The organism is Brumimicrobium oceani, from assembly GCF_003143775.1.
Lineage (GTDB): Bacteria > Bacteroidota > Bacteroidia > Flavobacteriales_D > Crocinitomicaceae > Brumimicrobium > Brumimicrobium oceani.
Genome location: NZ_QFRJ01000002.1, coordinates 305,378 through 327,749 on the forward strand (window position 1 = coordinate 305,378; position 22,372 = coordinate 327,749).

Sequence of the window (22,372 nt, forward strand, 5' to 3'; positions counted from 1 at the left end):
TAATTTTTTTTAATATTCTTAATCCCCCACTAAAGCTATTTCATTTGTTAGCGCTTTATACCAACTCTTGTGGAAAACGATATTCAGAATTACTCATAAAAACAGCATGAAATTGGCACCCTCGTTTTTCAGTCATGAATAGCCATAAATATTAATTCAAAAATTATTATCTTGGTGGAAAATTTGAAAATAGAGTGCTAACTCAAAAAATAAACAAGATGAAAAAAGCAAAAATTTTAATGGCTACTGGAATGTTTTTCCTGGCGGGAATGATGTTTACTGCATGTGGTTCTGAGGGAACTGAAACACAAGAACAAACAGCTGAAAAAGCAGTTTACCAATGCCCAATGGACTGTGAAGATGGAAAAACGTATGAAGAAGAAGGGCAATGTCCTCTTTGCGAAATGGACCTTCAGGTGATTGATGCATAACAAGAGTTAAGGCAGAGATTGCATTAGCGCTATTAGTAAGGGCGATTTGTGTAAGGGCGATTATGAAAATCGCCCCTACAACAAATCAACACTCTGAATTTCAATTTTTCTTTCACTGGCTGCAGCCCTAGAATAAACCGAATTCTTTTTATCATTGGGATTATCACTCACTATCTTGTCTGATTGAGAATCTCCAAATGGAATTTGAACAATACTTAATAAACCTCCATTTTCCGCGTTTCCACTTAAATAAGGAACAAAAAATCCATTTTCATAGCTACTTAAATAATTCACCATGGAAGCTATTCTTCTTTTAGTAAGCTTCACGTTATAATCAGATTTCGCCAATGGACTGGCAAAGCCTTTTACGGTCAATTCAATTTTTCTTCCTTTTTCTAATTCATCTTTCAGTAAATCCATGAATTGATTCAAATCTTGGACACCTTGTTTTACATATTCAGTGAAAAAATCTTCAATATCATCTTTTGCATCTTCACTCTTTTCGCCTTTCAATCCTTTAGAATATTCATTTTTATAGTTGTCTATCCTTGAAATATAATCGTAATAACTATCAATATAATTTACATTCGAAACCGTATCTGTTGATCGGGGATTAGGCATGTCATTATGAAAATACAAGGTCACAGGAAGTCTTTTATTCAATTCTTCAAAGCTTTCTTCAATGGTTGGCGGTAAGGCAATTAATGGTTTTCTGACACTGTAAATATCACTGCAACAAGTTGGATTCTTGCTGTAGTTACTCCCCAACCTATTGGAACTAAAGAATGCGGAATCTCCTTTAGACGTTTCGAAATAATACAGATCATTGGCTGGTGAATTAATGGGCTCCATCAGGTTTTCAGGTTCCGAAAAAGCGGTATTGTAAGTCGATTTGAAAACATCATAGCCGCCAAAACCATTATACCAAGAGCTACTGAAGTAAAGCGTTTGGTTTTCTGCGTCCCAAAAGGGAGATAGCTCATTGTCTACCGTGTTTAAAGTGCGAATATTGATTGGTTTTTCATATTGATTTCCATCTTTTATAAAACTATACCAAAGGTCCATTCCTCCTCTGCCTCCTTCTCTGTCGGAAACAAAGAACAAAACTTCACTTCCAATCCATTCTCCTATAAACGGCATTGTGGTATTTGCATTTTCTGAATTGATGATCCTACCTAAAGTATCGATATCTACAAAACTTTCTCCATCAACATAAGCCACTAAAATCTTGCATTTGTAATTTTGTCCATCATCTCCACAGTAACTGAAGTAAAAGCGACTCCCGTCTAAACTGTAAGTTCCATTTCCTGTATGAATATTATCAAATGCCAATTCCTCAATCTGATTTGCGTTTAGATATTCGCCATTTTCCATTGCAGAACGGTACAGATGTGTACTGTATGTTGTGTCATAAACTTCTTCGTTCGTACTTATTGAATCCGCTCGAAGAGAAGAAAAAATCAATTGATTCTTGTGAATTCTGTGTCCAAACTCAGCATTGGGTGTATTAATGTGCTTTGGCAAGGCTTCAAAAATGTAATTTGCAGTATCACCCTCATTGGACTTTGCCCAAACACAGGATTGAACTTCTGCCCGACTTTTCATGTACAAATATCCCCTTCTGTCTTGACGGTATTTCTTTTTTCCTAACTTAAAAAGTTCTAAAGCCTGATCATAGTCTCCGGTTTGTTTAGTCATTAATCCATATTGCAATAAACTCGAAGGAAATAATTGTGCTTTCTCTCTGCCATACACTTTTCCGTAATAGAAAGCCGCTTTTCGATAGTCTTTATATGCCCTCAATGTTTCGGCATATCCCCACAAAATATCGATGGTATTGGAATCAATTTTCATGGCTTTTTCATAATACTGCAATGCGTAGACATAATCTCCTTCATCATACTTTTCTTGAGCGAAATCAAGGTATTTTTTTAATTCTTGCTGCCCAGAAGAAGCGAAACTCAAAAACAGCAATAGGACTATTAAATAAAATCTGGACATACTCTATGTTTTATGGTCTTTGGCTTGAATCTTTTAATGACATAACGGAAACTAAGTTCTAATCCTCCCCTATTTCTGCTGGCAGGAGATAAACCCGAAGTATTGATGTCGTAGGAAATTCCCGCCCAATAATTTTGATACTCCATTCCGGCAGAGATATAAAAAGCGTCGCTACTTCTCATATATATTCCTGCCATGAAAGATTTGTAACTCCCCAAACGGTCTTCTAACACATAGCGTGCTTGTGAACCTAAGATGAATTCTCTGTACTTCCCTTGTAAATTCATTTGAATGCTGGGTAAAATATCCCAATCGAGGGCTATTTTGTATTCTGCTTGCGTGTAGAAATTAAAGCGAATGTCTCTTTTTACCTTATCACTAAAAAAACCTTGGTTTGGTCTGTTGATATTAAAAAGTCCTAGTCCTGCAATTATTCTTTGCCGTTTTCCTTTTTGAAATTCATAAGCTGCTCCAACTCCCCAAGTAAAATTCGATTTTCTCTGAGACTGAAAAATTTCATTGCTAGACAGCGTTTCATCGAATTTATAACCATTCCACTGATTATCGAAAGTTAATTCGGAAGCGTCAAAGGATCGAAAATTGATTCCAAATTGAACAGCCGGGCGCAGAAGGTGAACTGAATCTGGAGTTAGTTTATAGGTATACGAAACGGAAGGTTGAAATTCTATGGTACGAAAATTACCATCTCCCGCAACATCGTTAGTTAGGAATCCACCCACATTAAAATCCTTGTAAATTTGTTTGACCTCCCCTGAAATCGATAAGGTTTGAAAGGGAGCTGTTACGCTCCGCCATTGGTCTCGGTAATTGGCGTGTATTCTATAATCGCCATCAAAACGCCCCACGTTCGCCGGATTTTGAAACACAGGGTTATGGTCAAATTGAGAAAAGTGAATGTCTTGCGATTGAACAAAATTCGACCACAACAAGAAAATCAATATGTATTTAATCGCTTTCAATTATCGAATCAATGTTATATTTCCTTTAATCAAGAATTCTTGTCCATCTATGCAATACCCTTCTAAATAGTAATCATAAACATCAGGATCAAGAAGCTTTCCTCTAAACGTTCCATCCCAGCCCTCATGCATTGATGTGGATTCATAAACCATTTCTCCCCATCGATTATAAATTTTGAAAGTGACTTCCTCTACAATTAAACTGCGAATATAGAGTACATCATTTTCGCCATCTCCATTGGGTGAAAAAGCATTGGGAACAAAAACAAATGGTTCATCACAAAGATAAGGAAAGGACTTTATGGTTACCGATGTGCTTTTGCTACAAATCCCATCAGAAACGGAGAGCTTGTAAGTGATGTCATCATAAATTGTAGCATTTGTTTCTTGTTGATTGGGTTCAGTTAAATTATCTGTGGGACTCCAAGAGTAAGAAAAACCGTCTGGCTCAGCAGATAAAACTACTTCCGTTCCCACTGGTACAAAATCTTCTGAGGAATTCGCTAGAACCGTGGATGGATCAATATCACTCACCAAAACAAGTATGGAATCGAATAAAACACAAGCGTTATTGGCAGTTGCAGTAACATAAACATATTGCGAAACATTGGGTTGAACAGTCACCTCGCTTGTTCCATCCCCTGAAACAATAATAGAGTTGGGTTCCCAATCAAAGTCCACAAAAGTGAGGTCTGGATTATTACTTGTGGCAGAAATAATCGTCTCCTCCCCAAAACACAAAGTTGTATCGCCTGTTAAGCTCAAACTGGCACTGGTAAATGAAAACTGAACACTATCAATAGCACTACACACGCCATTTGAGGCCTCAATGTAATACCATCCATCGACGGGGTTGTTAATCTGTAAAACCGAATCGGCAGTTGAATTATTTAAAGTATCGGAGAACTGAGCGTTGGAGGACCACACAAAAGAATTTGCTGTCCCATTTGCATCAGCGGTGAGCAGTATTGTGTCGGGTTCACACAAGCTTATATCTGATAAAGCTTCCAAGTCAATAGCTGGCAAAACCTCAATGGTCACAAAAGCTGTATCCGTTATTAAACAAGTGGAGTCGGTAACCATCAACACAACGTTATAAGTTCCTGGTTGGTCGTATAAGACTGTAGGGTTAAGTGTTGTAGAGTCAACCGTTCCATCACCAAAATCCCATAAATAGCGGTCTGAGGAAGAAGATGAATTGGAGAAAGTGACCTGAAAAGGAGCACATCCAAGTGTAGAATCTAAACTAAACTCCGCTTTGGGAATTAAATTGAAATCAAACTTAAATGTCAGTGCATTACAATTATTCGCTAAATTTTGATTGGACCAAGCATTTGGTGTGGTTGGAAAATCACTAAATCCACCACAACCCCCACAAACTCCTTGGTAAACGACACCGTTTTTATCGAAACGACTCGTTCCTCCATCGACATGCTCTTTAGAAGACGGACTTCCCAAATACGAACCGTACAGTAAACTATTGAAATCTCTTTCAATCACAATTAAATAGAAATCAAATCCACTTGGAGGAGAGCTTTGAAATGCATTTGCTGTAATTGGCATATTTGAAATTGCGGGCGTTGCGGGAAAAACGCTTCCTCCCCATCCCGAAACATACATATTCCCGCAAATATCCACCAGAAAAGCTGAAGGAGAAATATCATAAGATGTACTTCCGCTTCCAAAAACTGTCGAACCTTCCAAAATGGTTAAGTTCGGATCGAGTTTGGCGATAAATTGACTCGAATTGGGATTTGAATAAACTGCGTTCGTAACGGGGAAAGCTCCACCATTACTTTGCCCCAGTACGAAAACATTGTCCAACCGATCTATTTCAACAAAAAATGTTTGATCGTAATTTGCAGTTCCTATGTATGTGGAATGAGTTAAAGTATAGCCATTAGGAGCAAGTTTTCCTATAAATCCATCCGCTTCTCCGCCAGCATAAGCACTTTGATAAACGCCGGCTGTTACATCTAAATCGGAAGAGGTTGTTCCTCCGGCAAAGACAATATTATAACTTGAATCAATTTTGACAGAATAAATGGCGTCCGCCTCTGCTCCTCCAAAATAACTTGAAAAAAGCAGACTTGAAAAATCATTTTTCAATTTAAACACCACTCCATCTTGTTGTCCCCCCAAAGAAGTTTGGAAGGGATTGTTCAAGGGGAAATTTGCAGAGCGCGAACATGAGCCCACAATTATATTGTTTAAAGAATCCAGCATAATTTCACCTCGAAATTGATCACCATAATTGGTTGTTAAACTGTCATAAGCAAGAGGAGATGGATAATTGCCCGCAGAAATCATATAATTCACCCCATCATTTTCACTGCCTCCCACATACGTTGAGCCCAATAAATTATGTCCATTTGTGCTAAATTTCGCTACATAAATATCAGTTCCTTGAATTCCAAAATTAGTCCCATTCGAGCTTATGGCCAATGGGAAGCCTCCTCCATGATTGGACTGAAACCCATTCACAATTGGAAAATCTAAGGAAGATGTTGAACCAAATACGTAGACATTATCATCTTTATCACAAATTAAAGAATGGGGCACATCTGTCCCTTGTGTATTGTCTCCACCACCATAAAAGGTTGCCCAAAGTAAATTGGTTCCATCTTCAGAATATTTGGCTATAAACGCATCGGTTGTAATTACACCCACACCCACCACTGTTAAATTCGAATTCACATCAAAAGCATTTGGATCTGGCATAGGATGAGAGTTTCCATAAATAGTACCCGCAGTAAATGCTGAACCGTCATGTCCATAAGTTGCTGTCATTCCGAAATTATCGGAAACTGCCCCGTTGTAAGTAGCGAAAACCAGAGTTGGATCTATAATCAAAGCCACTCTTTTATTGTAGTCACCTAGTTTAAAGGTCACTTTGTTTTCATTCAATTCAAACTGACAGGGTATTTCAACAATTTTACCATTTACAATTTGGTAAGCATAAGGTTTTTCTTCAATGATATTCCCCAGTTTTGTCCTCACAATTAAATTTCCTTCATTGTCAATTTCTAATTCATCTTGGAAAGTATATTTCAATTTTATCTGATCTGCCACAGCATTCGGTGCTACGATAAATTCATATTTGATTTGTTTTTCCTGTTCTATAAATCGTAAATCAATTCCAGAGTAGATTTCTTTTAAAGTGAATTCTTCAAACCCTCGGACCTCTGATGCCCATTTGGTTTTATCATTTCCCAAGAAATAATTATAATAGTGCTCTGTCGCTCCTTTCTTTTCAATGTTCTGAATTTCCAAAGCATCAACAAATTCCAACTCTACTAATTTCTCCTTGAATCTAATGTCTTCTTTGAATTCTTTTTTTGAAAAATGTGCTTCTTGTAATTGAGAGTAATCCTGCAATTGAAATAGCACTCGCCCTTGCTCTACCCACATATTTCCGCCATTCACTTTGTTTTTGAAGAAAACATGGTCTTCCCATTGTCCTTTGTTTTCCACAAAAGCATGATGTACTGAATGAGCATGCGTGATTTCTTGTGCAGTTGAGGTGAATGCAAGCAAGCAAATATAAAGTAATAGTGAGATGCGATACATAAGGCTAATGTAGTAAATTGTTTTTACAATTGCGTAAGAGAAGGAAAGATAGTGACGGATTTCCACCTTTGATGAAAGCAGATTTAAGTGGGTTTCTTGAGCAATAGCCTTATAAATTCGCACATGCCTTTATCGCAGTTTAAACCAATACTTCTTTTGAAGGAAGTGATAAAGGAAGGGTATGCTCATGTAAAAATGAATAACTATCTTCATTCTTTACACAATTTTAGTAGTGCTCTCACTTAATTCCACCCTAGGAGAAAAGACAAAAAAGCTTTGGTTTTAAATAATAGAAGTGATAAAGCATTTAAATCGTTCCAGCTATGTTACTTGTCAGTTATGAATCCACCCTAATACTGACAGTTTTAGGACAAGCTGTCAGTAAAAAAAAGTGCAGAACGCTCAAAACGTGTCAAAATGATTGAATATTCGAATAAATTTCCAGTGGCACAAGAATTGAGAAAGGACAAGCGAGTTAGAATTTAAAAATTAGAATAAACAAAAATTGATATGGGAAAAATAATTGGAATTGACTTAGGGACTACCAACTCTTGTGTTTCAGTAATGGAAGGTAATGAGCCGGTGGTTATTACAAACGCAGAAGGAAAGCGTACAACACCTTCTATCGTTGCATTTGTTGAAGGAGGAGAACGTAAAGTTGGGGATCCAGCAAAGCGTCAAGCCATTACAAATCCAACAAAAACTATTTCGTCTATTAAAAGATTCATGGGGGTAACTTATGATGAAGTAAATAACGAAGACGGAAGAATGTCTTACGAAGTAGTAAAAGGAGACAACAACACACCACGTGTTAAAATAGATGACCGCACATATACACCACAAGAAATCTCTGCAATGGTTCTTCAAAAAATGAAGAAAACTGCTGAAGACTATTTAGGTCAAGAAGTTACAGAAGCAGTAGTTACTGTTCCTGCATACTTTAATGACTCTCAACGTCAAGCGACGAAAGAGGCTGGTGAAATTGCTGGTTTAACAATCAAAAGAATTATCAACGAGCCAACAGCAGCAGCTTTAGCTTACGGATTAGATAAAAAGAACGTTGACCAAAAAGTTGCAGTATTTGACTTTGGAGGTGGTACTTTCGATATGTCAATCTTAGAATTAGGAGACGGTGTATTCGAGGTATTATCAACAGATGGTGATACACAATTAGGAGGTGACGATGTGGATGAGAGAATCATTCAGTGGTTGGCTGACGAATTTAAGAACGACGAAGGAATTGACTTGAGAAAAGACCCAATGGCACTTCAGCGTTTGAAAGAAGCAGCAGAGAAAGCGAAAATTGAACTTTCTTCTTCTACAACTACGGAAATCAACTTGCCATACATTATGCCAGTTGACGGGATTCCTAAGCACTTAGTAAGAACTTTACCAAGAGCTAAATTTGAGCAATTGATTGGTGACATCGTTGAAAGAACTATCGCACCATGTCGTAAGGCATTAAAAGCAGCTGGTTTATCCATTGATGATATTGATGAAGTAATCTTAGTAGGTGGATCTACACGTATTCCTATGATTCAGGATGCAGTGAAGAACTTATTCAAGAAAGATCCTTCAAAAGGAGTTAACCCAGATGAGGTAGTTGCGATTGGAGCAGCGATTCAAGGTGGTGTTTTAACTGGAGAAGTGAAAGACGTATTGTTACTAGACGTTATTCCACTTTCTTTAGGAATTGAAACTATGGGTGGTGTTTTAACGAAATTAATCGAAGCAAACACAACTATTCCAACGAAGAAATCACAAGTATTCTCTACAGCGGCAGACAATCAGCCATCAGTAGACATTCACGTACTTCAAGGTGAGCGTTCAATGGCATCTGACAACAAAACATTGGGAAGATTCCAATTGACTGATATTCCACCAGCGAGAAGAGGTGAACCACAAATCGAGGTGATCTTTGATATCGATGCGAACGGAATTATGAACATTTCTGCAAAAGATAAAGGAACAGGAAAAGAGCAATCCATCAAAATCGAAGCTTCTTCAGGATTAAGCGAAGAGGAAATCGAAAAGATGAAAAATGAAGCTCAAGCCAACGAAGCAGCAGATAAGAAAAAGTTAGAAGAAGTTGAAACAATCAACAAAGCGGATTCGCAAATCTTCCAAACTGAGCGTCAATTGTCTGAGTATGGAGACAAAATTCCAGCAGAGAAAAAACAACCGATTGAAGATGCTTTAGCTGCATTAAAAACAGCATTCGAAGCAAAAGATATTGAGAAAATCAATTACGCTTCTGAAAAACTAAACACTGTATTCCAAGCAGCATCTGAAGAGATGTACAAGCAAGGCGGTGAAGAAGGAGCAGCAGACCAAGGAGCAGCAGGTGCAGAAAACGCAGCTGGTGACGACGAGGTAACTGATGTAGACTTCGAAGAAGTTGAAGAAGATAAAAAGTAATAACAACTTTTCATAAGTGAATTAGAGGTCGTTCGAAAGAGCGGCCTCTTTTTTTGTACTTATTTTTAACAAATACTACCGTGCTGTGGAAATACACAGTAGCTAACTTTTTACTAAGCCTGAATCTTAGAAAGAAAACACATTCCTACAACCCACTATTTACGGTCATTCTGAAGATCATTTCATTTTATACCTAAGAAACTTATGTATAAAATTTGTTTACCTAAGAATCTTATGTATATTTGTCTTATGTATACATCAGAATTAATAAAAGGAACATTAAAGACAATTATCTTAAACCTATTGAAGGAACGAGGTAAAATGTACGGTTATGAAATTACTCAAACAGTAAAAGAAATGACTGATGGTAAAATTAAAATCACTGAAGGAGCCCTTTATCCCACTCTGCATTCTTTAGAAAAGAATGGCGACATCGGATTTGAGAAGGAGTACATTGGAAAGCGAGTGCGAAAATATTATACACTTACGGAACAAGGACAGAAAACAGTTCTCGTAAAGGTGAACGAATTTGCCGACTTCATCGAAACAATGAAATACTTATTAGACATTCAGCAAAAACCGAGTAATGCATAAAATCACAGAAGTTGAAATAGATTTCATTTTAAAGGATATTAAAGCCAATGGAGTTGTGATTGAAGATCTTCAATACAACTTACTTGATCACATTTGCTGTATCATCGAGAATGAGAAATCTGATAATGAAGACTTTTATGAATTCTATAAAAAAATCATGCCTCGGTTTTTCAAAAAGGATTTAAAGGAAATCCAAGAGGAGACCGAGATTTTACTAAAATTTAAAAATTATTACGCCATGAAAAACACATTAAAAGTTACTGGATTAGCGACTGCAATCCTTACCGTTTTAGGTGCGTTATTAAAAACCTTTCACTTACCAGGTGCAGGAGTTGCGATAGTTTTAGGAGGGGGATTATTCAGTCTTATTTTTTTACCTCTTTTAATTATACTAAAATTTAAGGATGAAGAAAGTCGAAAGGACAAATGGGTCTTCAGCGTTGGCTTTTTGCTTGCAATGCAAATTACGATAGGTATTATTTTTAAATTAATGCATTGGCCTGGAGCAAATATCATCATGATTTCTGGAGTAGTTGCTTTTACATTTATTTATGTACCCTTATATTTTTTCACAAGATTCAAACGTCCAGAATTGCAATTAAACACTATTGTTAATTCTGTTCTAATGTTAGCCTGTGGAGGTATGTTGTTTTCACTCCAAAACCTAGGCTACAGTTCGAAATCGAAGATGGCTGAAGATAAAATTCATGAATATGTTGAACTGAATAAGGCAAACATTGAAAATGCAAATCTTGAGTTGTACTTTGAACTAGACACAAATAGAATGGAGATTTCAACATTACGAAGTCATACAAATTTGATTATTAATTTAGTTGATCAAATAAAGTCGAATTGGGAAAATCATATCAATAGTGATTCCACTTCCGATGCTTTAGTAGCAAAGTTAATTGAATATAATGAGTTCATCACTAAGTATGCAACTGTTGAAAAAAGAATTGATGCAGATTTTTTATTCCAAGCCAAACCTTCTGATAAGGTTTATTTTGATATGCTAAATATGATTCAACTTCAAGTTATTAATAATGAGAATGCTCTTCTGAATAGATGGAGTTAGAAAATAAGTTCAATTATTTTACATGTTAATTAGAGATCGTTCGAAAGTGCGGCCTCTTTTTTTATTTCAGGCCAAGAGAGAAATCTCGTGGAAGTTTGGAATATAAATAATACTCTTTAAGCAAAAGCGCATTCTTCGTCGTTTAATCAATCAAATTGACCATTCAAACTAACTTTGATTTTAAATCCTGAATAAAAATGTATATTTGCGTTTAATCTTAAAAAAAATAATTATGAAAAAACTTTTACTTTCATTTATCGCTTTAGCAACAGCCTCACTAACAATTGCTCAAAAAGACATTTCTGTACAATTAGACAGCCCAGTAACTGGTGATGTAATTGAAGCAGGTGTTGATTTTAATTTAACATTCACAGTAACTAACAATGGACCTAGTGCAATGGTTGTTGGTGATACTGTAGCGTTTGGAATTACTGTTGATGGACAAGATGTTTTAGGAGGTTTCTTTTTAATGGATAGAACAAATGGTGATGTTCCAGTAGGAGGAACTTTTGACTTTACAACTCCTTTATCATTCCCTCAAGTTCCAGACAACAATGATCACGATTTTTGTGTAATGGTTCTTTTACAAGATTCAGATTCTTCTAACGTAATCGTTACGGAAACTGATATGCTAAACAACATGTCTTGTTCAACAATTACATTTGATGGAGGTAACGTTGGTGTAGAAACAGAAGGTGATGTAATTGCTAACTCTGCTATTGTATTCCCTAATCCAGCAGTTGCTGAAGTAAACTTTGAATTCACAGGATCTGAAGTTACTGAATTAGCTATCTATGACTTAAACGGTGCTGCAGTTTACACTACAACTTCTGTAAGTAAAACTGAAAAAGTGAACGTTTCTAACTTAGAATCTGGAATTTACATCTACAAAGTAAAATATGCAGATGGACAAGTTATCCAAGACAAATTGATGGTTAAATAATATAACCAAAACTATTTTAAAAAGCTACTAATTAATTTTAGTAGCTTTTTTTTTGCTTGTATTTTTTTTTGAAATGAACCACATCATATAATCATTAAATTAAGAAAGTAAATTAGGTTTCTATAATCCTTAATCAATTGAAACTTGTTTTAACCTATGCCTATCTTTCAGTTGAGGTTGTACAAAGGAACTATTCAGATTTCCATTTGTCTGTTTTAATTTTCTTTGTCGGTGAGCTTAGCACAGTGATAAACGATATTGGAAAAACAATTGTATTAATCTTTTCAAATGGTGTTATTTCTTCGCCCTCTTGTTTGCCCACAACAGAAACCAAAAAATATGCACCTGAAGCAATTCAAACTGCACCAATCAAGAGTATTGGTGCTCTATACCTAAATTCCTCAATGTCGCCACGCGTAAAAGTAAAGCTTTCTATTTCTGTAAAACTTATCTCCCTTTGTATTGTGTCAGCTCTGTAAAGTGAGTCAATCAATTTTCTTCGTTGCTTATTATTCAAAGTTTTGTCCGATCGAATTTCATAGACTTTTAGTGTATCATAAAAATTACATTTGATGTAAAATAGGGAGTCAGATTGATTAAATATTACTCCTTTTATCAATTCTCTATCTATTGTTTCAATCGATCAGTCAGCCGGAAGTTTAACGGTAAAAGTCTGCCTCCCTTCCTTTTTCTGAAATTTTAATTTTTGTTCTGCCTGTCCAAATACAGGAGTTGTAAATAGAAGTAACAATAATAATAGGGTTCTCATTTTTTTTAGCATCATTTTTAGTTTCTGGGACTAATCGGCTATTTTTCATATACTACATTGTTGTTTCTTTACAATGTCAGCCATATTACTTAATCAACTCTTTTATTAAATCGTTTAGTTCCAAATCCTTTATAAGCCACACCAAGATTCCACTCAAAATATCCATTATCTAGAACAGGATGAATTTTTTCATAATCTACAAAACCATATCCAACTGTTCCAAATACAGATAGGTATTCATGTTCCTTTATCTTAATATACTTATTCAGAGTCGTTCCTAAAATAAGTCCACCAGTTTTATTGAAAGAAAACGCTTGATTTAATTCGTCTTCATTAATCACAAGGAATGATGTCCGATTGTATCCTATATATGGTTCTACTGAAATCAGTTTTTCAAAGTCAATTGAGTAACCAACATAATAATCAAGTCTTATGTTATTAAGTCTGGCTGTTGTAGGAAGTGTTTGTCCATTAAATTCCATTTCCTTTTTAGATTCAATCGACCAAGGCTTAAACCTAAATCCAAAATTCAACTTATCAACTACAAGGATAAAATTAAAATTCGGTCCACCATGTTGTCCTATCCAACTTGTTGTTTTGTCACCGTAATAATAGCTGGAAACTGCAATATCCATCCTAAATCCGACTTTAGAGCGAGTTCGACATGGTACTACCCTATATGGCTTCTGATTTATAGCATCTATATTTTCTGGATTATATTTCATCGAAACATAGGGTTCTACAATCAAGGTATCCATTGAACAAATTGTCTCAGGAATCCATTTTTGTCCAAATGAAGTTGTACTAAGCAAGACTGTGGATGTAACTATTAAAACTATTCGTTTCATTTTATGTAGCGTCGTTTTTTTGTATATAGGTTAACGGCAGAAAGATACAGATAAACTTTCAAAAAGCATGAACCGCCCTATTTACTGCATATCATGTTAAAGATTCCATAATTCACCATCAAGTGTTGTGACTAAAATCTAAAAAAACTACTACATGAGTGCTAAAATATTCCTTTCAATTAAATATTATCTAAATGTCAAGTCCATCAGTAATGCAAAATCGGCCCTGGCGAAAACGGAAATCCTGACGCAGATGAAAGCACAGCTGTACGCTCAGAAAGAGCGACCTTGGAAGCTCCTTTTAGGGCATTTTACAGCGTAGCTTTTCAGCAAGGCAGATTGGAGGAGCAGACAGAAAAGGACGCCAAATTTAATTATGAATTACGAATTTTAAAATTACGAATCAACGAATTCACTACTTGAGAATACAGCACTTTCCACTTGCTCAGTGTAACCCAATCACCAGAAATATGGTCAGCACAACTAATAAAAACTAACCTAACTAATAACTTTACAACGAACTAACTTGATAACTAATAAACTTGAAAACTACCCAACTTAAAAACTAACTAACTACCCAACTTGATAACTTGAAAACTAATAAACTTGAAAACTAAAGAACTTGAAAACTACCCAACTTAAAAACTTAAAAACTAACTAATTACCCAACTTGATAACTTTAAAACTAAAGAACTTGATAACTAAAGAACTTGATAACTTGAAAACTAAAGAACTTGAAAACTATCTAACTTTACAAACAAACAACTCCACGAATCAACAACTTAACGAATTAACGAATCAACACCACCACCCTCTCTCAAATTTTAATTATCTTTGCACTTTCATAATCGTAAAAGAATCATGGCAGATAATCGTTATAATCAAAGAGGTGTTTCCGCAGGGAAAGAGGATGTTCACAATGCAATTGCAAATATTGATAAGGGACTTTTTCCTAAGGCATTTTGCAAAATCGTACCGGATTTATTGACGGGAAGTGAGGACCATTGTGTCGTAATGCACGCTGATGGTGCGGGAACAAAATCTGCATTGGCGTATATGTACTGGAAAGAAACAGGAGATATTTCTGTTTGGAAAGGTATTGCGCAAGATGCTTTGATTATGAATGTGGACGATTTATTGTGTGTTGGAGCGACAGACAATATTTTGGTTTCTTCTACAATTGGTCGAAACAAAAACCTGATTACCGGTGAAGTACTTTCTGCGTTAATAAATGGTTCTGAGGAATTATTGGCAGATTTACGTGAAATGGGAATCGGAATTGATTCAACAGGTGGTGAAACTGCCGATGTTGGAGATTTGGTTCGTACAATTATCGTAGATTCAACTGTCGTAGCTAGAATGAAACGTGAAGACGTAATTTCTAATCACAAGATTCAACCAGGTGATGTTATTGTTGGTCTTTCCTCTTCTGGTCAAGCGACTTACGAGAAAGAATACAATGGAGGAATGGGATCGAATGGATTAACTTCTGCTCGTCATGATGTTTTCCATAAATATTTGGCAGAAAAATTCCCTGAGAGTTTTGACCCAAGTGTTCCTGATGACTTGGTTTACAGTGGAAACTACAAATTAACGGATGAAGTTGAAGGTAGTCCGCTTGACGCTGGAAAATTAGTCCTTTCTCCAACTCGAACTTACGCTCCAATTATTAAGAAAATTTTAGACAGTCACCGTGCAGACATTCATGGAATGGTTCATTGTAGTGGTGGTGCACAAACTAAAGTACTGCATTTTATAGATAATTTACATATTGTAAAAGATAAGCTCTTCCCTATTCCACCGTTATTTAAGGCGATTCATGAAGAATCAGGAACGGACTGGAAAGAGATGTATAAGGTTTTCAATATGGGACACCGAATGGAACTTTACGTACCAGAAGAAATTGCACAAGACATTATTAAGATTTCAGAATCATTTAATGTAGATGCACAAATTGTGGGTCGCGTTGAAGAAAGTGAGACAAAAAAACTTACGATTACATCGGAATTCGGTACTTTTGAATATTAATCACATTTATGGATAATACATTATTAAGCAAATTAGAAGCTATTCATTATCGCTTTAAGGAAGTTGGGCAATTAATTGTTGACCCTGACATTATTTCTGACATGAAGCGTTATGTTAAGCTAAACAAAGAATACAAAGACCTAGAAGAATTAGATAAAGTTTATCAAGAATATAAAAATGTCTTGGAAAATATTGCATCTTCAAAAGAGCTACTGGCGGAGGAAAAAGATCCGGAAATGCGAGAAATGGCGAAGATGGAATTGGATGAATTAGAGACCCAGCGCCCAGAAATGGAGGAAGAGATCAAATTCATGTTGATTCCAAAAGACCCAGAAGACGACAAAAACGTAATTATTGAATTGCGTTCTGGAACAGGTGGAGACGAAGCTTGTATTTTCGTTGAGGATATTTATCGAATGTACACAATGTACTTCAAGGAAAAAGGGTGGAAAGTTGAAATCATTAACTCCAACGAAGGAACAACGGGATACAAAGAAGTTTCAATGAATGTTGAAGGAGAAGGTGTTTACGGAATGATGAAGTTTGAATCTGGAGTTCACCGTGTTCAACGTGTTCCTGAAACAGAATCTCAAGGTCGTGTGCATACTTCTGCAATTACTGTTGCGGTTTTACCCGAAGCAGAAGAAGTTGATGTTGAACTGAACATGGGAGATGTTCGCCGTGATACTTTCCGTGCTTCTGGAGCTGGTGGACAGCACGTAAACAAAACAGATTCTGCTATTCGATTAACGCACGCACCTTCTGGAATTGTGGTTGAATGTCAAGATGGTCGTTCACAACACAAAAACTACGACAAAGCACTTTCTGTTTTACGTTCGCGTTTATACCAAGTAGAATTGGATAAAATCATGAGTGAAAGAGCGGAGAAACGTAAGTCATTGGTTTCTTCTGGAGATAGATCAGCGAAAATTAGAACTTACAATTATCCACAAGGAAGAATTACAGATCACAGAATCAATAAAACGATGTACAATCTTTCGTCATTTATGAATGGTGATATTCAAGAAATGATTGATGCTTTGAAAATGGCGGAGAATGCGGAGAAATTGAAAGGGGAAGAAGGAATCGCTTAAATAATTACGAATAATTTAATTACGAATTTTGGTTGGCTTGAAATAATTCAAAAATCCTATAGAATAACAATTATTCGAAGACACAATGTAGGGACGTTTGGTAAACTTAGCGAAGCAATCTCATGACCAAAGGGAGTAAACGTCCGTTCCATTGGTCGTTCGAATTACAAATCGTCCTTTTCATTGTTGGGTTTTGTTTGGTTCGTGATGGAGTGAATAAAGTATTCAATGTTTGAATTACTCTCTATATTTACGTTCAAAATAACCAGTTAAAACAATAATGAGAACACTACTTCTTTTTTTCACTTTACTTACTACTCTATTCGCTTTTTCCCAAGAAAACACCACTTTCAGTGGATCAATTTCTGATTTTAGCTCTGGAGAGGAACTCATTGGAGCTAAGATTTATACTTCGGACCATAAATATGGAGCTTTAACCAATGAATATGGTTTCTTTTCGCTTACCCTTCCCAAAGGTGAATATTCAGTAGTTATTTCATATTATGGATTTGAGAAACAAGTTTTAAAGCTCGATTTAACTTCAAGCATTCAACAAAACATTCAACTGAAATCAAAGCTTCAAGAATTTGAAGAAGTAGCCATTACAGGGAAAAAAGAAAACGACAACATCACCAATACTGAAATTGGGGTTGATCGACTTCGTATTGAAGACATCGATAAACTCCCTATGATTTTCGGTGAAAAAGACATCCTAAAAGTGCTTCAATTGTTACCTGGTGTCAAAAATGAAGGAGAAGGAAGTGCTGGCTTTACGGTTCGTGGTGGAGCAGCTGACCAAAACTTGATTCTTTTGGATGAAGCTACAGTTTATAGCGCATCGCACCTATTGGGCTTTTTCTCTACATTCAATTCTGATGCAATTAAGGACATTACACTTTATAAAGGGAATCAACCAGCAAATTTTGGCGGGCGATTATCTTCTGTTGTGGACATTAAAATGAAAGAAGGAAACAACAAGAAATTTCAAGTGGATGGAGGAATTGGATTGATCGCTTCTCGATTGACAGTTCAAGGTCCTATTGTTAAAAACAAAGGTTCTTTTATGGTTTCTGGAAGAAGAACTTATGCAGATTTTATCGCAAAAGGTTTTTCTAAAGAGCTGCGCAGAACAGGATCACAACTCTACTTTTATGACTTAAATGCTAAAGCGAACTATAAGTTCGGAGAGAAAGACCGGATTTTTATTTCAGGATATTTTGGAAGAGACAACTTTATCATAAAAGACAATAATGCTCATATTCCACAAATGGGTGATATGGAGCAATATGAAACTCAATTTGGACTTCAATGGGGGAATAAAACAGGGACAATTCGCTGGAATCATATTGTTAACAACAAGCTTTTCTCCAATACCTCTTTAATTTACAGCAATTTTGATTTCCGTATTTTTAATGAGGAAAACTATGGGAATAATTATGAAATGTTTAAAATTTCCTCCATTATTAATGACATTCATTTAAAGCAAGATTTTCAATGGTTTGCTAATTCTAAACATAAATTGAAATTTGGTTTAGATGCTATTCTTCATCAGTCTATACCTGGAATGGTAGAATATGAGGAAGATAGCGAATTTAATCAATCACAATTTAAGCGCTCTACCACTTTGCCTAGCTTCGAATGGGCAGCTTATGTTTCTGATGATTTTCAAATAACAAAGAAATTAAACGCTACCTATGGCTTACGTTTTTCAAGTTTTTATGTGCTAGGAAATGGCGAATCAACATTCACTTTTGATAATGATGGAAGTATAAACGACTCACTGTTTTTCGATAAAGGAGAGATCGCAAAAACCTACTTTAACATAGAACCTCGTTTGGCTTTATCCTATGCGTTTTCGCCTATAACATCCGTAAAAGCAGCTTATGCCAGAAACACTCAAAATATTCACACTTTATCCCCTTCCATCTCTTCAAATCCAATGGATATTATTTTATTTACTTCTTACCACACAAAACCCAGTATAGCAGATCAAATTGCAGTGGGATGGTTTAGAAATTTTTATAATAATAAATTGAATTTAAAAATAGAATCTTACTTCAAAAAGACCCAAAACGAGGTAGATTACAGAAATTCTGCTGATTTTCTTTACTCAAAAGCCATAGAAGGTGAATTACTGTACGGAGAAGGAAGAGCTTATGGTTTAGAACTTCAAATAAAGAAAAATAAAGGTGATTTTACGGGATGGATTTCCTATACACTGTCTAGAACAGAAAGGAAAATTGAAGGTATAAATTATGGCGAATGGTATAATGCCCGACAAGACAGAACGCATGATTTAAGTGTTGTTGGAATGTACGATTTAAATCCGAAATTGACCTTATCAGCCACTTTTGTATTACATACTGGAAATGCGGTGACCTTTCCAACAGGGTTTTATTATTTAGCGGGTAATCAATTCCCAACAACTTCCTATTCTGGCAGAAATCAAGAAAGAATGCCATTATATCATCGTTTAGATTTAGGCTTAACTTGGAAGAAAAAATCAACTGAAAAATATGAATCAAGCTTTAACTTCTCACTTTACAATGCTTATGGTCAACAAAATGCATTCATCATAGATTTTGAACAAGAATATACTCCCGATGGTCCAGGACCAATGCAAGCTAAAAAGATTTCTTTGTTCAGATTTGTCCCTTCCATTACATGGAATTTTAAAATTAAATAAGATGAAAAACACAATTATCTATAGCCTGTTTTTGACTTTAACAATGTTTTTTTGTTCATGTGAAAAAGAAATCGATTTGGAATATAAAAACGATTTTGACCGTCTCATTGTAGAAGCTGTTTTGGTAAAAGGTGAAACTTCGCATAAAATAAGAGTATCTCATGAAGTAAATTATTTTGAATCTCCAGAGTTCAGACCTGCTGAAAATGTTATTATTACTATAAATGATAGTAAGGGAAATTCAGGCATATTCAATTATGTGGATAGCGGATATTTTGAATTAAACAATTTCGATATTCACTACAACACCAATTATACCTTGCGCTTAAAAGACGGTGAAAAAATAGTCGAAGCTACTTGTAAAACATCCTCCAAAATTGTTTTAGACACTGTGCTCACCTCCAACTATTCTTCGGGCAATATGAATACGACTGGTCTAACACCAAAATTCATTGATCCTATTAACGAAAAGAACTACTATTTAACCAAAACAGCTATCAACGGCTTTTCATCTGATTATTTTTCTTCCAGCAACATGTTTACAGATGAACTAATGGATGGAGAGATGAACAACAATGCGGTCCCTGCTTATTACCAAAGTGGAGATTCAGTTGAATTTGTTTTAAGATCTGTAGATTATTACCGCTATCAATTTATAAAAACATTTGAAGAAACTTCTTTCCAAGGCGGTTTTTTCAATGCTTCCCCCTCCAATCCTATTTCTAATTTCAAGGATAAAGCATTGGGCTATTTTTCGGTGGAAGTGGAGGAAAGAATGACTGTATATATTGATTAATGAAAGTATATTTATTTCCGTGCCCATCCTATTTCAATCGGATTATTTCTGAGCAGATTCTAAAATCAAAATTACGCAAATTGCGTAATACAAAAATACAATACTCATTAAAAAGCCTAAAGATTTACATCAAAGTTTTCTGGGAAAAGAATGAGCAAATAATAAAAGGATCTCCTTTATCGAGTCGTTTTCTGTCCTACTTTTACAATATCAACGCTTAAAACAAGTTCGGCTCGCTCTTCCTCCATATTCTAAATTTGGCTTACCAAGATAAGTCGTTAGCTAAAATTTATTTGAAGGAAATCTTATCGTCACCGTCCAGCTGTTTTTCAGCCAATTGAGAAGTTTTTCAAAAAAATGAATTATTTGGATTCGACTTATCATTAATTTGTTTTGAAATTTATAATTGCCACAGGAGTGGCAAAATGTTAATGAAAACAATTGTGAGTTCGCTCCTAAAGCCACAGGAGTGGCGATACATGGGTACAAATTAAGTTATTAGCGCCCTTTATTTTCTAAAAAAAGAACTAGTCTAGGTTAATGAAAGTATTAATTCTGGTTTGTGTCACCACTCCGTGGCTTAATAAAAAACGCAAGCCGTTTTTTATTAACATATCACCCACTCCTGTGGGCTTAGCTAGGATTACAGCATAGAAAAATCTCCTTCCATAAACGACCTAACTTGGTAACCTGGGTAAAAACTATTTTGGTGTGCTAGGATATTGCAACAGATTAATAGTGTTCCCGTTTTTTTGATTGAGATTCCTAAGTGTAAAAAGAATTACCCTTTCGCTTATTGTTTGATTTTAAATCATTTTGACTGAAAATTATTGATTTGCCCATTCAGGGCGTGGGATTCTATTATTTATTCAGCAGGACGCGATGCATCCTGCTGAAATGAGCTGGGCTTTCAGCCCGAATAAATTCTTATTTGGAATTGTATTACAACTAATAAAATCAGCATGTAAAATCGTCATGAAAGTGGCAATTAATTTTAACTCAAGGCATCGCCTTGGGTTGAAATACTAAATCATGCTATCGCTTCCTGCAAGGACTACTCAATTTCGGAAGTCACTTTAAAAAAACGCAAGTGAACACACTAAAAGAAAATTAACCCGGTAGCCCAATTCTAAATTAAAATCTATCAAATTTTCACTATATTTGCCCTTCTTATTTTTTAAGCAGTAAGCAATGACAAGAGAAAAACTTATTTCAGAAATCAAATCTAAAAAATCCTTTCTTTGCGTTGGATTAGATACAGATATGGATCGTATTCCAAAACATTTGTTGGAGACTGAAGATCCTATTTTTGAATTCAACAAGGCCATTATTGATGCCACAAAAGAATATTGTGTTGCTTACAAACCAAATATTGCTTTTTATGAATGTTTGGGACCAAAAGGATGGGAATCTTTGAAAAAAACAATTGATTACATTCCAAAAGATAAGTTTACCATTGCCGATGCAAAACGCGGAGATATTGGAAATACTTCTCGTTATTACGCCAAGACATTCTTCGAATACATGGATTTTGACGCAGTAACCATTGCACCTTATATGGGGGAAGATTCAATTACACCTTTCTTAGAATATAAGGATAAATGGGTTATTGTTTTGGCGTTGACATCTAACAAAGGAGCATTAGATTTCCAATTCATGACTGATTTGTCAGGTGAAAAACTGTATGAACGTGTTTTGAAGAAAACTTCAAAATGGGGAACTCCTAAGAACTTAATGTATGTAGTTGGAGCAACCAGAGCTGAAAGCATAAAAACTGTAAGAAAAATTGTTCCTAATTACTTTTTCCTAGTTCCTGGAATTGGGGCTCAAGGCGGAAGTTTAGTGGATACAGCCAATTATGGTTGGAACGAAGACTGCGGACTTTTAGTGAATTCATCTCGTGGAATTATCTATGCTTCAGATGGTGAGGATTTCGCAGAAAAAGCTGGTGAAAAAGCGAAGGAAATACAAAAGCAAATGGAAGCTGTATTGGTGGAAAAAGGCATGGTTTAAATAATGATTTAAAGCCTATACTTTACCATTAAATATATCTAACCTAACCATAATGTGATTCAGCGGTAAACTAACAAGATCCTTCGCAAATTTCTATTTTCAACTGGTTGAAAATAGAAATTTGCG

At 35.5% G+C, this 22,372-nt stretch carries 16 protein-coding genes; 11 read left to right on the forward strand and 5 right to left on the reverse strand.

The genetic code is table 11. The features are described from left to right. Positions 1–218: 218 nt before the first annotated feature. Positions 219–431 carry a heavy metal-binding domain-containing protein gene (locus DIT68_RS04225; RefSeq protein ID WP_109358562.1) on the forward strand — a complete coding sequence of 71 codons (213 nt, stop codon included), beginning with the start codon at positions 219–221 and terminating at the stop codon, positions 429–431. Positions 432–506: 75 nt separating this feature from the next. On the opposite strand, the gene DIT68_RS04230 is transcribed toward DIT68_RS04225, so the two are convergent. From DIT68_RS04230 to DIT68_RS04240, 3 genes are read right to left on the reverse strand one after another with little or no spacing between them, the layout of a single operon-like run. Beyond that, on the reverse strand, positions 507–2,432 hold the full coding sequence (locus tag DIT68_RS04230; protein WP_109358563.1) for a tetratricopeptide repeat protein: 1,926 nt from the start codon (positions 2,430–2,432) through the stop codon (positions 507–509). Then, positions 2,414–3,412: a PorP/SprF family type IX secretion system membrane protein gene (locus DIT68_RS04235; protein ID WP_109358564.1), complete on the reverse strand. Its 999-nt coding sequence runs from the start codon at positions 3,410–3,412 to the stop codon at positions 2,414–2,416. The genes DIT68_RS04230 and DIT68_RS04235 overlap by 19 nt, the downstream gene beginning before the upstream one ends. After that, the gene (locus DIT68_RS04240) at positions 3,413–6,982 is read right to left on the reverse strand and encodes a DUF7948 domain-containing protein (protein WP_109358565.1); all 3,570 of its coding nucleotides are present in this window, start codon (positions 6,980–6,982) and stop codon (positions 3,413–3,415) included. Positions 6,983–7,492: 510 nt separating this feature from the next. On the opposite strand from DIT68_RS04240, the gene dnaK reads away from it, so the two are divergent. The 5 genes from dnaK to DIT68_RS04265 all read left to right on the forward strand — a co-directional run bounded on the left by dnaK (position 7,493) and on the right by DIT68_RS04265 (position 12,491). Beyond that, positions 7,493–9,400: a molecular chaperone DnaK gene (gene dnaK / locus DIT68_RS04245; protein ID WP_109358566.1), complete on the forward strand. Its 1,908-nt coding sequence runs from the start codon at positions 7,493–7,495 to the stop codon at positions 9,398–9,400. Between the two features lie 249 nt (positions 9,401–9,649). After that, on the forward strand, positions 9,650–9,994 hold the full coding sequence (locus DIT68_RS04250; protein ID WP_109358567.1) for a PadR family transcriptional regulator: 345 nt from the start codon (positions 9,650–9,652) through the stop codon (positions 9,992–9,994). Beyond that, positions 9,987–11,069 carry a hypothetical protein gene (locus DIT68_RS16395; RefSeq protein ID WP_199223374.1) on the forward strand — a complete coding sequence of 361 codons (1,083 nt, stop codon included), beginning with the start codon at positions 9,987–9,989 and terminating at the stop codon, positions 11,067–11,069. The genes DIT68_RS04250 and DIT68_RS16395 overlap by 8 nt, the downstream gene beginning before the upstream one ends. 232 nt (positions 11,070–11,301) lie before the next feature. Continuing rightward, positions 11,302–12,012, forward strand: a complete 711-nt coding sequence (locus tag DIT68_RS04260) for a T9SS type A sorting domain-containing protein (protein ID WP_109358568.1) — start codon at positions 11,302–11,304, stop codon at positions 12,010–12,012. Positions 12,013–12,149: 137 nt separating this feature from the next. Continuing rightward, positions 12,150–12,491 (forward strand): hypothetical protein, encoded by a 342-nt coding sequence (locus tag DIT68_RS04265; RefSeq protein WP_109358569.1) that lies wholly within the window; start codon positions 12,150–12,152, stop codon positions 12,489–12,491. A gap of 180 nt (positions 12,492–12,671) precedes the next feature. On the opposite strand, the gene DIT68_RS16285 is transcribed toward DIT68_RS04265, so the two are convergent. Continuing rightward, the gene (locus DIT68_RS16285) at positions 12,672–12,830 is read right to left on the reverse strand and encodes a hypothetical protein (RefSeq protein ID WP_158276106.1); all 159 of its coding nucleotides are present in this window, start codon (positions 12,828–12,830) and stop codon (positions 12,672–12,674) included. A gap of 40 nt (positions 12,831–12,870) precedes the next feature. Beyond that, positions 12,871–13,593: a hypothetical protein gene (locus DIT68_RS04270; protein ID WP_146194116.1), complete on the reverse strand. Its 723-nt coding sequence runs from the start codon at positions 13,591–13,593 to the stop codon at positions 12,871–12,873. An 897-nt stretch (positions 13,594–14,490) separates the two neighbouring features. Here DIT68_RS04270 and DIT68_RS04275 point away from each other — a divergent pair. The 5 genes from DIT68_RS04275 to pyrF all read left to right on the forward strand — a co-directional run bounded on the left by DIT68_RS04275 (position 14,491) and on the right by pyrF (position 22,246). Continuing rightward, a complete protein-coding gene (locus tag DIT68_RS04275; RefSeq protein WP_109358571.1) occupies positions 14,491–15,657 on the forward strand; it encodes an AIR synthase related protein in 1,167 nt (388 codons plus the stop codon). Between the two features lie 8 nt (positions 15,658–15,665). Continuing rightward, positions 15,666–16,751 carry a peptide chain release factor 1 gene (gene prfA, locus DIT68_RS04280; RefSeq protein ID WP_109358572.1) on the forward strand — a complete coding sequence of 362 codons (1,086 nt, stop codon included), beginning with the start codon at positions 15,666–15,668 and terminating at the stop codon, positions 16,749–16,751. A 280-nt stretch (positions 16,752–17,031) separates the two neighbouring features. Then, on the forward strand, positions 17,032–19,437 hold the full coding sequence (locus tag DIT68_RS04285) for a TonB-dependent receptor (RefSeq protein ID WP_109358573.1): 2,406 nt from the start codon (positions 17,032–17,034) through the stop codon (positions 19,435–19,437). A gap of 1 nt (position 19,438) precedes the next feature. After that, positions 19,439–20,233, forward strand: a complete 795-nt coding sequence (locus DIT68_RS04290; protein ID WP_158276107.1) for a DUF4249 family protein — start codon at positions 19,439–19,441, stop codon at positions 20,231–20,233. A gap of 1,191 nt (positions 20,234–21,424) precedes the next feature. Continuing rightward, positions 21,425–22,246 (forward strand): orotidine-5'-phosphate decarboxylase, encoded by an 822-nt coding sequence (pyrF, locus tag DIT68_RS04295; RefSeq protein ID WP_109358575.1) that lies wholly within the window; start codon positions 21,425–21,427, stop codon positions 22,244–22,246. The last annotated feature ends 126 nt before the right edge of the window (positions 22,247–22,372 follow it).

Excerpts from the sequence above, each read along its gene's own strand:
- DIT68_RS04250 (WP_109358567.1), top strand. The coding sequence starts at position 9,650 with ATGTATACATCAGAATTAATAAAAGGAACATTAAAGACAATTATCTTA.
- DIT68_RS04240 (WP_109358565.1), bottom strand. The coding sequence starts at position 6,982 with ATGTATCGCATCTCACTATTACTTTATATTTGCTTGCTTGCATTCACC.
- dnaK (WP_109358566.1), top strand. The coding sequence starts at position 7,493 with ATGGGAAAAATAATTGGAATTGACTTAGGGACTACCAACTCTTGTGTT.
- prfA (WP_109358572.1), top strand. The coding sequence starts at position 15,666 with ATGGATAATACATTATTAAGCAAATTAGAAGCTATTCATTATCGCTTT.
- DIT68_RS04275 (WP_109358571.1), top strand. The coding sequence starts at position 14,491 with ATGGCAGATAATCGTTATAATCAAAGAGGTGTTTCCGCAGGGAAAGAG.
- pyrF (WP_109358575.1), top strand. The coding sequence starts at position 21,425 with ATGACAAGAGAAAAACTTATTTCAGAAATCAAATCTAAAAAATCCTTT.
- DIT68_RS04230 (WP_109358563.1), bottom strand. The coding sequence starts at position 2,432 with ATGTCCAGATTTTATTTAATAGTCCTATTGCTGTTTTTGAGTTTCGCT.
- DIT68_RS16395 (WP_199223374.1), top strand. The coding sequence starts at position 9,987 with ATGCATAAAATCACAGAAGTTGAAATAGATTTCATTTTAAAGGATATT.
- DIT68_RS04290 (WP_158276107.1), top strand. The coding sequence starts at position 19,439 with ATGAAAAACACAATTATCTATAGCCTGTTTTTGACTTTAACAATGTTT.
- DIT68_RS04260 (WP_109358568.1), top strand. The coding sequence starts at position 11,302 with ATGAAAAAACTTTTACTTTCATTTATCGCTTTAGCAACAGCCTCACTA.
- DIT68_RS16285 (WP_158276106.1), bottom strand. The coding sequence starts at position 12,830 with ATGAAAAATAGCCGATTAGTCCCAGAAACTAAAAATGATGCTAAAAAA.
- DIT68_RS04285 (WP_109358573.1), top strand. The coding sequence starts at position 17,032 with ATGAGAACACTACTTCTTTTTTTCACTTTACTTACTACTCTATTCGCT.
- DIT68_RS04225 (WP_109358562.1), top strand. The coding sequence starts at position 219 with ATGAAAAAAGCAAAAATTTTAATGGCTACTGGAATGTTTTTCCTGGCG.